Annotated in this window: 13 protein-coding genes; 4 read left to right on the top strand and 9 right to left on the bottom strand. The window is 73.1% G+C overall.

From position 1 onward, the window contains the following. The first annotated feature begins 4 nt into the window (after window positions 1-4). Window positions 5-1,396 (top strand): MDR family MFS transporter, encoded by a 1,392-nt coding sequence (locus ACZ4TG_RS29385; protein WP_468168095.1) that lies wholly within the window; start codon window positions 5-7, stop codon window positions 1,394-1,396. A 19-nt stretch (window positions 1,397-1,415) separates the two neighbouring features. Here the strand turns inward: ACZ4TG_RS29385 and ACZ4TG_RS29390 are convergent, their stop codons facing one another. Next, a complete protein-coding gene (locus tag ACZ4TG_RS29390; RefSeq protein ID WP_468168098.1) occupies window positions 1,416-1,901 on the bottom strand; it encodes a type III secretion system chaperone family protein in 486 nt (161 codons plus the stop codon). Further along, window positions 1,894-3,276, bottom strand: coding sequence for a D-inositol-3-phosphate glycosyltransferase (mshA, locus tag ACZ4TG_RS29395; protein WP_468168101.1), 1,383 nt, complete (start codon window positions 3,274-3,276; stop codon window positions 1,894-1,896). Before mshA ends, ACZ4TG_RS29390 begins: the two co-directional genes overlap by 8 nt. A gap of 210 nt (window positions 3,277-3,486) precedes the next feature. Here mshA and ACZ4TG_RS29400 point away from each other — a divergent pair, with 210 nt between their 5' ends. The 3 genes from ACZ4TG_RS29400 to ACZ4TG_RS29410 all read left to right on the top strand — a co-directional run bounded on the left by ACZ4TG_RS29400 (window position 3,487) and on the right by ACZ4TG_RS29410 (window position 7,312). Then, window positions 3,487-4,299, top strand: coding sequence for a class I SAM-dependent methyltransferase (locus ACZ4TG_RS29400; protein WP_468168104.1), 813 nt, complete (start codon window positions 3,487-3,489; stop codon window positions 4,297-4,299). A gap of 213 nt (window positions 4,300-4,512) precedes the next feature. Then, window positions 4,513-5,643, top strand: coding sequence for a C40 family peptidase (locus ACZ4TG_RS29405; RefSeq protein ID WP_468168107.1), 1,131 nt, complete (start codon window positions 4,513-4,515; stop codon window positions 5,641-5,643). Window positions 5,644-6,034: 391 nt separating this feature from the next. Further along, window positions 6,035-7,312, top strand: coding sequence for a PP2C family protein-serine/threonine phosphatase (locus tag ACZ4TG_RS29410; RefSeq protein WP_468168110.1), 1,278 nt, complete (start codon window positions 6,035-6,037; stop codon window positions 7,310-7,312). A gap of 49 nt (window positions 7,313-7,361) precedes the next feature. Here the strand turns inward: ACZ4TG_RS29410 and ACZ4TG_RS29415 are convergent, their stop codons facing one another. The 7 genes from ACZ4TG_RS29415 to ACZ4TG_RS29445 all read right to left on the bottom strand — a co-directional run bounded on the left by ACZ4TG_RS29415 (window position 7,362) and on the right by ACZ4TG_RS29445 (window position 12,075). Next, window positions 7,362-7,700: a DUF2516 family protein gene (locus ACZ4TG_RS29415; protein WP_468168112.1), complete on the bottom strand. Its 339-nt coding sequence runs from the start codon at window positions 7,698-7,700 to the stop codon at window positions 7,362-7,364. 145 nt (window positions 7,701-7,845) lie between these two features. Next, complete coding sequence (locus ACZ4TG_RS29420) at window positions 7,846-8,421, bottom strand: hypothetical protein (RefSeq protein WP_468168115.1); 576 nt, start codon at window positions 8,419-8,421, stop codon at window positions 7,846-7,848. 24 nt (window positions 8,422-8,445) lie between these two features. After that, a complete protein-coding gene (locus ACZ4TG_RS29425) occupies window positions 8,446-8,847 on the bottom strand; it encodes a helix-turn-helix domain-containing protein (protein ID WP_468168117.1) in 402 nt (133 codons plus the stop codon). An 81-nt stretch (window positions 8,848-8,928) separates the two neighbouring features. Next, entirely contained in the window at window positions 8,929-9,354 is a 426-nt protein-coding gene (locus tag ACZ4TG_RS29430) for a hypothetical protein (RefSeq protein WP_468168120.1), read from the bottom strand. Window positions 9,355-9,408: 54 nt separating this feature from the next. Further along, the gene (sigJ, locus tag ACZ4TG_RS29435; RefSeq protein ID WP_468168123.1) at window positions 9,409-10,305 is read right to left on the bottom strand and encodes an RNA polymerase sigma factor SigJ; all 897 of its coding nucleotides are present in this window, start codon (window positions 10,303-10,305) and stop codon (window positions 9,409-9,411) included. Window positions 10,306-10,405: 100 nt separating this feature from the next. Next, window positions 10,406-11,173 carry a putative protein N(5)-glutamine methyltransferase gene (locus tag ACZ4TG_RS29440; protein ID WP_468168126.1) on the bottom strand — a complete coding sequence of 256 codons (768 nt, stop codon included), beginning with the start codon at window positions 11,171-11,173 and terminating at the stop codon, window positions 10,406-10,408. Between the two features lie 5 nt (window positions 11,174-11,178). After that, window positions 11,179-12,075, bottom strand: coding sequence for a sigma-70 family RNA polymerase sigma factor (locus tag ACZ4TG_RS29445; RefSeq protein WP_468168129.1), 897 nt, complete (start codon window positions 12,073-12,075; stop codon window positions 11,179-11,181). Window positions 12,076-12,108: the final 33 nt, after the last annotated feature.

Raw genomic sequence — 12,108 nt, forward strand, 5'->3', positions numbered from 1 at the left:
CCGTATGTTGACCGGTCGTCTGACACGGGTTGCCCGGGAGAGCGTGGGGGGTCTGCCGCGCGCGTTCTGGTGGCTGTGGGCGAGCACCCTCGTCAACCGGCTCGGGGCCTTCGTCGCCACGTTCATGACCTTGTACCTGACCCTGGAGCGGGGCTACTCGGGCTCGTTCGCGGGTCTGGTGGTGGCCCTGCACGGGCTGGGCGGGGTGGTCTCCTCGCTGGTCGCGGGGGTGATGACCGACCGGCTGGGGCGGCGGCCGACGCTGGTGGCGGCGCAGGCCTCGACGGCGTTCTCGGTGGCGCTGCTGGGCTTCATGGAGCATCCGGCGGCGATCGCGGCGGTGGCGCTGCTGGTCGGCATGACCTCGAACGCCTCGCGCCCGGCGGTGCAGGCGATGATGGCGGACATCGTCCGTCCGGAGGACCGGGTACGGGCCTTCGCGCTGAACTACTGGGCCATCAACCTCGGCTTCGCGGTGAGCTCGACCGTGGCGGGCTTCATCGCGGAGTACAGCTACCTCGCCGGGTTCCTGGGCGAGGCGGCGCTGACGCTGGTGTGCGCGGTGCTGGTGTTCGTGAAGCTGCCCGAGTCGCGGCCGGAGAGGAGCGCCGCGGAGAAGGCGGCCGCCGAGCCCGAGGTCGGGCTGGGGACGGTGCTGCGCGACGGCCGGTTCATGGGGGTGGTCGGGCTGTCGTTCCTTATCTCGCTGATCTTCATGCAGGGGTCGTTCGGGCTGCCGCTGGCGATGGGCCGGGAGGGCTTCTCGACCGGGGACTACGGGCTGGTGATCGCCGTCAACGGGGTGCTGATCGTGCTGCTCCAGATCCCGGTCACCCGGTTCATCGAACACCGGGACCCGCAGAAGCTGCTGGTGGTCTCGGCGTTGCTGGCGGGGTACGGGTTCGGGCTGACGGCCTTCGGCGGCGCGGTGTGGAGCCTGGGGCTGACCGTGTGCGTGTGGACGCTGGCCGAGATCGTGAACTCCCCGACCCAGATGGGGCTGGTCGCGCGGCTCTCCCCGCTGCACGGGCGGGGGCGCTACCAGGGCATGTACACGCTGTCCTGGGCGGTGGCCTCGCTGGTGGCGCCGCTGATGGCCGGAACGGTCCTCGACCACCTCGGGGCGGGGTGGCTGTGGGGCGGCACGGCGGCGCTGGGCACGGTGGCGGCGCTGGGGTACTGGCTGCTGATGCGCAACCTTCCCGCGGAGGCGGAGGCGGGCGCGGAGGCGGGGGCGGAGGCGGAGGCACGTCCGGAGCCCCGGGCGGCCACGCCCGAGTCGGCCGAGCCCGACGCGGCCGTCCAGCCGGTCCGGATCCAGGTCCCCGCCCCGGCCCTGGCCCCGACCCCGGCCCCGGCGCCTCAGGCAGCGGCCGTGGCCGCCGCCGAGGTCTGAGCGGCGGGGACCGGAGCGCTCACTCCGGCCGGGTCAGATGCTTGAAGGCGTCCAGGTTGAAGGTCGGTTCGCCGCGCGAGACGCGCCACTCGTACTCGCGGCGGATCGCGCTCGCGAAGCCGAGCTCCAGCAGGGTGTTGAACGCCCCGTCGGCCGCCTCCAGGACGGTGCCCAGCAGCCGGTCCAGGTCGTCCGGGGTGACCACGGCCAGCGGGAGCCGGGCCGTCAGGTACACGTCGCCGAGGCGGTCGACGGCGTAGGCCATCCCGTACAGCTTGAGGTTGCGCTCCAGCAGCCAGCGGTGGACGCCCGCCTCGTTCTCGTCGGGGTGCCTGATCACGAAGGCGTTGACCGAGAGCGAGTGCTTGCCGACCCGCAACGAGCAGGTGGTGGACAGCTTGCGGGTGCCGGGGAGCTGGACGACGTACGAGCCCGGCTCCGGGCTCTCCCAGCTCAGCTCGGCGCCGTTCAGCGTCGCTTCGATGATCTCGGCGGTGTCAGCCATGGTGGGAGCGTACGCGACGGCGATGATCATGCATCGCCGCGGTGTACACGTCCGCCGTGCCGCTGGCCGCGGTGTCCCAGCCGAAGAACTGCGCGTGCCGCGCGGCCTCGCCGCCCATCCGGTCCGTGAGCCCCGGCTCGTCCACGAAGCGCCGTAGCACCCTCGCGTAGTCCACCGGGTCGTGGCCGGGTACGAGGATCCCGGTCACCCCGTCGTTGACGGCCACCGGCAGCCCGCCGACCTCGGCCGCGAGCACCGGCGTGCCGGTGGCCTGGGCCTCGATCGCGACGAGCCCGAAGGACTCGTTGTACGAGGGCATGACCAGCACGGACGCCGCCCGGAACCAGTCCGCCAGCTGGTCCTGCGCGACCGGCGGGTGGAAGTGCACGAGGTCCGCGATGCCGAGCTTCGCCGCCAGCTTCTGCAGCCCCTCGGGCGCGGCGAGCCCGCTGCCGCTCGGCCCGCCGACGACGGGTACGAAGAGCCGCCCGCGCAGCGCCGGATCGCGGTCCACGAGCTCCGCGACGGCCCGCAGCAGGATGTCGGGGGCCTTGAGCGGCTGGATGCGCCCCGCGAAGAGGGGGATCACCGCGTCCTGCGGCAGTCCGAGGCGGGCCCGGGCGGCGGCCCGGCCGTCGCCGACGGTGAAGCGGTCGAGGTTCACGCCGGGGTGGACGACGGCCACCTTGCCGGGGTCGGCCTCGTAGTGCCGGACGAGCTCGTCGGCCTCCTCGGCGGTGTTCGCGATCAGCCGGTCGGCGGCGGAGACGATCTGGGTCTCGCCGATGACGCGGGCGGCCGGCTCGGGCGTGTCGCCCTCGGCCAGCGCCGCGTTCTTGACCTTGGCCATGGTGTGCATGGCGTGCACGAGGGGGACGCCCCAGCGCTCGGCGGCGAGCCAGCCGACGTGCCCGGAGAGCCAGTAGTGGGAGTGGACGAGGTCGTAGTAGCCGGGCCGGTGCCCGGCCCAGGCCTGCATCACGCCGTGGGTGAAGGCGCACAGCTGGGCCGGCAGCTCCTCCTTGGCGAGGCCTTCGTACGGGCCCGCGTCCACGTGCCGTACGAGGACCCCGGGGGCCAGCTCGACCACGGGCGGCAGCCCGCCGGTGGTGGCGCGGGTGAAGATCTCGACCTCGATGTTGATCGCGGCGAGGCGCTTGGCGAGCTCGACGATGTACACGTTCATGCCGCCGGCGTCGCCGGTGCCGGGCTGGTGCAGCGGTGAGGTGTGCACGCTGAGCATGGCCACGCGGCGCGGCTTGCGGTGGTGGCCGACGGCCGGGAGGCGCAGCCGGGGCGGGTCGTGGCGGGTGCCGCGGGCCGCGGCGATCCGGCCGCTGATGCTGCCGCCGAGGCGGGACACGTACTGGCTCAAGGGAGCAGTTCCTCTCGCTCGGACGACTCGGACGGCCGGTGCGGCTCGCACGCCGGGGCGCCGCGCGGACGGCATGACGGACGGAGCGCGGGCGGCGCTCTTCTAGGAGTGCAACCCGGACGGCGGTGCCCCGCATTCCGGGGGGAGGGGTTTTCCTCGTGCGTTTGCCGGATTTTTATCTTGTGCGGGCGCTCCGCATACGCTCGGCGCATGGCATCCCGCAGCACCCCGCCGCCCCCGAAACGCCCTGTGGGCACGGTGACGCGCGGGACCACGAACCCGAACCGCCTGCGTCGTATGGACCGCTGGATCGCGGCGGCGCACGGGGCCGCCCTGCGGCGGGCGCAGGCGCCGGTCGCGGTGGACCTCGGGTACGGGGCGGCGCCCTGGACGGCGGTCGAGCTGCTGGCGCGGCTGCGGGCGGCGGCGCCGCGGGTGCGGGTGGTCGGCATCGAGATCGAACCGGCGCGGGTGGCGGGGGCGAAGCCGTACGAGCGGGAGGGGCTGAGTTTCCGGCACGGCGGCTTCGAGGTCCCGCTGGACGGCGGCGAGGCGCCGATGCTGATCCGCGCCGCGAACGTGCTGCGGCAGTACGACGAGGAGCAGGTCGAGGAGGTCTGGCGGCGGCTGTGCGCCCGGCTGGCTCCGGGCGGGCTGCTCGTCGAGGGGACCTGTGACGAGATCGGGCGGCGGCACGTGTGGGTCGCGCTCGGTCCGGAGGGGGCGCGCACGGTCACGTTCGCCACCCGGCTCGGCTCGCTCGACCGGCCGTCGGATCTGGCGGAGCGGCTGCCGAAGGCGCTGATCCACCGGAACGTGCCGGGTGAGCCGGTGTACGCGTTCCTGCGCGACTTCGACCGGGCGTGGGCGGCGGCGGCTCCGTACGCCTCCTACGGGGCGCGGCAGCGCTGGATCCGGACGGCGCGGGCGCTGGCGGCGGACTGGCCGCTGGCGGACGGGCCGGTGCGGTGGCGGCAGGGGGAACTGACGGTGCGCTGGGAGGCGTTGCGCCCGGCGGGGTGAAAATCGCTTGCCGGGGAACCGGCGCCTGGAACCGCCCGTTGAGTCGGCAGGGATGGGCGGGGCGCGGCCGGGGATGATCAAGGGGGGCATCCACAAGGGTGTCGGAATTCACCGAGTCGTGGCACCATCCCGAAGGCAATGACAAGTTACTGATGGATAGTCAGATCTGATGTCGGGTGAAGTCGGTTCTGACTAGGGGCGCCTGGGGGGACCATGGGGACCGTGAAGCGAGGGCATCGGCGGGGTGCGTCCGCTCTCACACTGCTGTGCGCGATGGCGATACTGACGGCCCCGGGCCTCGGCATCTCGGGAACGGCGTTCGCGGCGCCCGGAGCGCCCGCCTCGCCGGTGGCACCCGCGTCGCCCGTGGCACCCGCGTCGCCGACGGCGCCTTCGCCCCAGCCGGGGGCCAAGTCCCTGGAGCAGATCCGCAAGGAGATCGAGGACCTGTACCGCCAGGCGGGCAGCGCCACGGACGCCTACAACCTCGCGGAGAGCGAGACCAAGGTCCAGTCGCAGCGGATCGTCGAGATCGCCAAGCTGATCGTGGCCGGCCGGGAGCGGATCACCGGGCTGAAGGACCGCGCGGGCGCGGCCGCCCGCGCCCAGTACCGCTCGGGAGGCCTGCCGGCGGGCGCGCGGCTGGCGCTGAGCGACAGCCCGAGCCAGTTCCTGGACTCGAAGGACCGGCTGCGGCAGGGCGAGAAGGCCACCACGGACCTGCTGTCCGACCTCGACCGCACCCAGCACGACCTCCAGCAGTACGCCAAGGACGCGAGCGCGCTCTGGCAGACGCTGGAGTCCAACCGGGTCAAGCAGGAGAACGCGAAGAAGCAGATCGAGGAGAAGATCAAGGCCGCGGAGGGCCTGGAGAGCAAGCTGGAGGCCGAGGAGAAGGCCCGGCTGCTCCAGCTGGAGCAGGACGCCCAGCACCAGGCGCAGACGCAGTGGCTGTCGAGCGGCGTGCTGAAGGAGGTCAACGGCAAGGCGTCGGAGGCGGGGAAGAAGGCGATCCAGTTCGCCGCCGCCCAGACGGGCAAGCCGTACGTCTGGGGCGCGACGGGCCCCGATTCCTACGACTGCTCCGGCCTGACCTCGCAGGCCTGGCTGGCGGCGGGGAGGGCCATCCCGCGGACCTCGCAGGAGCAGCTGCGGCTGCTGCCGAAGGTCGCGCTCAAGGACATGCGGCCCGGCGATCTGATCATCTACTTCGACGACGCGAGCCACGTCGGGATGTACGTCGGCGACGGCGCGATGGTCCACGCGCCGCGGCCGGGGCGCAACGTGACGATGGCGGGCGCGGGCTCGATGCCGATCAAGGCGGTCGTCCGCCCGGACGCGTAGCCCGCGGGCCGGGCGGCCGGGTATCCGTCGGCGGGCCGGGCGGCCGGGCCGGGTCGGGCCATCGACTCGGCCGGGCCGGTCGGGCCGTCGGGCCGGGCCGACGGGTCGGACGGCGGGCCGGGGCGGGGCAGGGCAGGGTCGGGGCCGGCGACGGCCCCCGCGCGCGGCGCCGACGGGCGGAAACCGGCCCGTTCCATCTCGGCAGGCGGGACGACAGCACCCTCCGCCGTGAGCTTGGTCATCCATCAGCCCGCATTTCCCCACCGATAACGGCATATGACGGAGGCCCTCCCCGGTTCCTCCTCAAGGCCTCCATTCCGCTCGCCCGTACCGGCCCGCTAGGGTCGAGCGCATGAGCGCACCCTCGGGGGGAGGGAAGGAACCGGAGACGATGCCCCTACCCGTACCGCGGCAGAGGGAGACCCTCGCCACGGAGGGCGGTCAGGCCGTTCTGCCCACCGCCGTCGTGCACGTCCCCTCACCCGCCCCCGCGCAGACCTCCCTGACGCTCCTGGTCATCGAGGACGACCCCGCGGGCGGGCTGACCGTGCCCGAGATCCTCGACACGGACGGCCACCGCATCCGGCTCCGCACCGCCCGCAACCTCACCGAGGCCGCCCGGCTGCTCACGCCGGACGTGCACTGCATCCTGCTGGACCTCTCCCTCGCGGATCCCGGCCCCGGGGCGGCCGACGACCGGCTCGCCACCCTCCGCGAGGTCCTGCGGATCGCCCCGCGCCACGCGGTCCTCGTACTGACCGCCGAGGCCGACGCGGAGCGCGCCGCCGAGGCCGTGCGCGTCGGCGCGCAGGACTTCCTCTTCCGGGACGAGCTCGACGGCCGGCTGCTCAGCCGCGCCATTCGCTACGCCGTGGAGAGAAAACGGGCCGACATCGCCCAGTACAAGCTCGCAGAATCGAAACTTCGGGCCCAGGAGAACGCCCGCCTGGAGCGCGGGCTCCTCCCCAACCCCCTCCTGGAGGGTTCCGACCTCCGCTTCGCCGCCCGCTACCGCCCCGGCCGCAGCCGGGCCCTGCTCGGCGGCGACTTCTACGACACCGTCCGCACCCCCGACGGCACCGTCCACGCGATGATCGGCGACGTCTGCGGCCACGGCCCCGACGAAGCCGCCCTCGGCGTCGAGCTGCGCATCGCCTGGCGCGCGCTCACCCTCGCGGGGCTGTGCGGCGACGATCTGCTGGCCACCCTCCAGGAGGTCCTGGAGGTGGAGCGCCCCTGCGAGGAGATCTTCGCGACGCTGTGCACCGTGGACATCGCCCCGGACGGCCGCCGCGCGGGCCTGTGCCTGGCCGGCCATCCGGCGCCCCTGATCTCCCGGCCGGGACGGCCCGCGCGGCTCCTCCCGTACGAGAACAGCGGCCCGGCACTCGGCCTGCTGCCCAAGGCGCGCTGGCCGCGCCGCCAGGTGGAGCTGGGCGGCACCTGGAGCCTGATGCTCTACACGGACGGCCTGATCGAGGGCCGGATCGGCGAAGGCAGGGAACGCCTCGGGCAGGACGGCATGGTCGAGATGATCAACCGCCACCTGGACCGCGGGCTGAGCGGCGAGAGCCTGCTGGAGGCCTCCGTCACCGAAGCCCGCCGCCTCAACGGCGGCGAGCTCACCGACGACGTCGCGGTGGTCCTGCTCTCCCGCGCCGAAGGCTGAGCCCGACCGGACCCGGAGCCCGGGCCCGTCCCCGGCCGGGGTGCTGCTGCTACCGGCCGCCGTTGTAGGGGCCGTACGGACCGTCGCTGCTGCTGCCGCCGCTGCGCCGGCCGCCGCCCGATACCTGCTTGAGGGCGGGCCGTACGTCGACGAAGAAGACGATCGTCGCCACCAGACCGGCGATCTCCAGGAAGAGCATCCCGAGAAAGAAGTCCACGAGGACCGTGATGCCGAGGATCACCAGCCAGAAGGTCTTGGTCTGCTTCTCGGCCGCCCGGTAGGCGTCCTCGCGCGCCAGCAGGGCGAACACGAAGGCCACGACGGCCAGCGCCAGCATGGCGAACCCGAGCAAAGGGAGGACCCCGTTGTCGAAACCGTTCATCAACATTGCTCGACCGCCTTCTCATGCCTGGGACGCATACGCCTGTGCCGTCTGACACTCCACGCTACCGGCAGCGCCGCCTTCCCAAACGACAACGGACCGGACACCTTCCAGGTGCCCGGCCCGCGATCGGCCATTCGCGGAATCGCGATCAGCTCTCGCCACCGGTGGTGGCGGCCGTCTTCTTCGCCGGGCTCTTGCGCGCGGTGGTGGACCTCTTCGCGGCGGGCTTCTCCTCGTCGCCTGCCTCGGCGGCGACCGGCTCGGACTCCGGCGCCGGCTTCGCGGCGACGTCCGGCTCCACGACCTCGGCGATGTCGACGATCTCCTCCGAGAGCTCGCCGCGCCAGGCGCGCACGGCCTGCTCACCGTGTTCGGCGACCTTGTCGTAGGTCTCCTTGGCGCGCACCGCGTACTCGGCGGCCACACCCACACCGCGCAGCGCCAGATCCTGGGCGGTCTCGCCCAGCTTCTTCGGGTCGATCGCCCCGAGGACCTCGGCGACCTTGGCGGTGACCGCCTCCTGCGCCTCCTTGGCCTTCTCCTGGACGACCTTCGGGTCGGTGTTCTTCACGGCCTCGATGCGCGCGGGCGCCTCGGCGCGCAGCTGCTCGAAGAGCCCCGGCACCTTCTTGGCCTGCTGCACCGCGAGGTCGGCGGTGCCGGCGGCGAAGTAGAGCGGGGTCGGGTCGGTGAGGGTCTTCTTCAGGTCATCGGCGATGGCCATGTGCTGGTCCTCCCGGATCACAGTTCAGTTCGTATGGGGCAGCTCGTCGTCGGCACCGGCCGCTGCGGCGGCGTCCGCGTCCAGCGCGTTCTCCTTGCGGAACGACTCGTAGATCTGGAGCAGCACCTGCTTCTGCCGCTCGTTGATGGACGGGTCGGCGAGGATGACGGCCCGCGTCTCCACCTCGTCCCGGTCCCGTTCGTCCAGGATCCCGGCCTGCACGTACAGCGTCTCCGCGGAGATCCGCAGCGCCTTGGCCAGCTGCTGCAGGATGTCCGCGCTCGGCTTGCGCAGCCCGCGCTCGATCTGGCTCAGGTAGGGGTTCGACACCCCCGCCGCGTCGGCCAGCTGCCGCAGCGAAAGCTGGGCCTGCCGCCGCTGCTCGCGGAGGTACTCGCCGAGATTCCCGACGTTGAGCGATGCCATACGCCGATCCTGCCGCACCTTGCTAACTATTGCAAGCACGCGCTTGCAATAGCTCCCACCCGAGCCGGCCCCGGTCGTACGTCACCGGCGGGCGTCGAGGCGGTGTTGCAGGGTGCCGTCCGGGCCGAGGACGTCCAGCAGGTAGCCCCGTTCCGGTGAGAGGCCGTCCTCTCGTTGCAGGTAGCCGGTGATGGACGCCTTGAGGGCGTCGAAGCGCTTGGGGTCGGCGTCCGGGGTGTGGGTCCACACCGTCAATCGGGGGACGCCCTCGGGGCCGGAGGTCTGCTGGATCGCGTACACGTCCTGCGTGCCGCCGGAGCGGTGGTAGCGCTCGGCCAGTCGGACCGCCGCGTCGGGCGCGGCGGTGGAGGTGGCCGTGGGGCCGGGGCCGGGGCCGGGGGCGGAGTCGGGGCCCTTCGGGGCCGGCGCGCTGTCCGTGGTGCAGCCGGACAGCAGGGTGACCGTTGCGAGGCAGGCCAGCGCCGCCAGGCGGGGGGATAAGTTCATCCCGCCATCCTCGCCCCGGGTTCCCCCGCGCGGGGGAACCCGGGGCGGAGGGGCTCAGAGGTCCAGGGCCGTCAGGTCGAGGGACTTGAGGCGCTCCGGGTCGGCCAGGACGTCGATGGCCGCGATCTTGCCGCCGACGACCGTGAAGGCCATCACCGACAGGCGCCGGCCGTCCATCGCGACCATGACCCCGGCCGCACCGTTGATCAGCGCCGGGCGGGCGTACGGGGACAGCGAGCCGAAGGTGATCGCCTGCGAGGCCACCGTCCGGGCGCCGTTGAACACCACCGTGTGGCGGGCGCGCGTCACGCCGCCGTCGGAGCGCAGGACCACGTCGGGATCGAGCACCGAGACGAGCGCCTCGAAGTCGCCGTCGCGAGCCGCCGCGAAGAACGCGCTGACCACCTCGCGCTGGAGGCCGAGGTCAGGGTCGGGAGCCGGGGCCCTGCCCTGGACCCGGCGGCGGGCGCGGCTGGCGAGCTGCCGCGTCGCGGCCGGGGTCTTCTCGATCATCGGCGCGATCTCGTCGAAGGGCACGGCGAACATGTCGTGCAGGACGAACGCGATCCGCTCGGCCGGCCCCAGCGATTCGAGCACCACCAGCAGCGCCAGCCCCACCGAGTCGGCCAGCAGCGCCTGCTGCTCCGGGTGGAGCCCGTCCTCGCCGCTGATGACCGGGTCGGGGATCCGCGTCTCCAGCGGGTCCTCCCGCCGCGTCTCGCGCGAGCGCAGCATGTTCAGGCACACCCGGCCGACGACCGTCGTCAGCCAGCCGGCCATGTTCTCGACGTCGCTGGTGTCGGTGCGTTCGAGGCGCAGCCAGGCCTCCTGGACGGCGTCATCGGCCTCGCTGACCGAGCCGAGCATCCGGTAGGCCACGGCCCTCAGCCGTGGCCGCTGCTCTTCGAAACGATCCGTCAGCCATGAACTCTCCCATGAACTCTCCCCCACCGGACTCATCCTTTCCCCGCGCACCGGCATCGGGACGGCGCGCGACCAGCACCGTTGTATCCCAAAGATCAACTTCGTGAGGGCTGTTTCCGGACACCCGCTAGGCGGCCGGCCTCGCCCCGATCACCACCGTCGCGTACAGCTCCTCCGAGGTCACCGCGCGGACCGCGAGGCCGCCCGCCGTCAGGGCCGACGCCGTGACCGGCGACTGCCGGGCGCTCGTCTCGATCAGCAGGTGCCCGCCCGGCGCGAGCCAGCCCAGGGCCTCGGCCCCCACCCGGCGGTGGATGTCCAGGCCGTCGGGGCCGCCGTCCAGGGTGGTCCGCGGCTCGTGGTCGCGGGCCTCCGGCGGCAGGTAGCCGATTTCCGCCGTGGGCACGTACGGGGCGTTGACCACCAGTACGTCCACCCGCCCCCGCAGCTCCTCGGGCAGCGCCGCGTACAGGTCGCCGCGGTGGACCCGGCCGCCGTACGGAGCCGTGTTGAGCTCCGCGTACGCGACGGCCACCTCGTCGATGTCCGCCGCGTGCAGCTCGACCCCGGGGACCTGCGAGGCCACCGCCGCACCCAGCGCGCCCACCCCGCAGCACAGGTCCACGACCACCGCGCCCGGCCTCGCCAGCGCCACCGCCTCCTGCGCGAGGAACTCGCTGCGCCGGCGCGGCACGAAGACCCCCTCGCCCACCTCCATGCGCAGCCCGCAGAACTCCGCCCAGCCGACGACGATTTCCAGCGGTTCGCCCTCCACCCTGCGGGCCAGCAGGTCCGCGAGGTGGCCGTCGTCCCTGGCGGCAGCCGTCAGCAGCTCCGCCTCCTCCTCCGCGAACACGCAGCCGGCCGCGCGCAGGAGTTCCACCAGTGTTGCCAAGTAGCTCAGTCCTCGGTTTCCAGAACGGTGACGTCCAGCTTCTCCAGCCGCGCCGGATCCGCCAGGATGTCGATCGCGACGATACGGCCGCCGCTCACAGTGAAAGCCATGACCGCGACGGGCTTGCCGCCCGGCGGGATCGTGACGACGCCCGGCACCCCGTTGACCAGCGCGGCCCGCGCGTACGGGGCCAGCCGCTGGAAGGTGAGCGCCTGCCGGGCCACCGCCGGGGCGCCCAGGGCCAGTTGCGCGAGGTCCACCCGCAGCACGACGTCCGGGTCGAGTACGGAGATCAGGCCCTCGAAGTCCCCGCCGCGCGCCGCCGCCTGGAAGGCGGCGACGATCTCCCGCTGCCGGCCCAGGTCCGGGTCCGGGGCGGGGGCGCCGCCCTGCACCCGCCGCCGCGCCCGGCTGGCGAGCTGCCGGGCCGCGGCCGGCGTCCGGTCCACGATGGGGGCGATCTCGTCGAAGGGCACCCCGAACAGGTCGTGCAGGACGAACGACAGCCGCTCGGCGGGCGCCAGTTGCTCCAGTACGACGAGCAGCGCGAGCCCCACGGAGTCCGCGAGCAGCACCTCCTGCTCGGGGTCGAGCCCGTCCGGGGAGCTCAGCACCGGCTCCGGCAGGTCCAGCGGGGAGTCCACCGACTCCTCGCGGCGGGCCTTGCGGGAGCGCAGCTGGTCGAGGCAGACGCGGGCGACGACGGTGGTCAGCCAGCCGCCCAGGTTCTGCACCTCGGCGGTGTCCGAGCGGTCGAGCCGCAGCCAGGCCTCCTGGACGGCGTCCTCCGCCTCGGTCACGGAGCCGAGCATCCGGTAGGCCACGGCCCGCAGGTGGCCGCGCTTCTCCTCGAAGCGCTCCGCCAGGAAGTCGCTCTCGCTCCGGTGCGTGCTGCCGCTCATCGCAGTGTCCCCTCGTCCGGTCCGTACGTACGT

This window comes from Streptomyces sp. NPDC028314, from assembly GCF_055565795.1.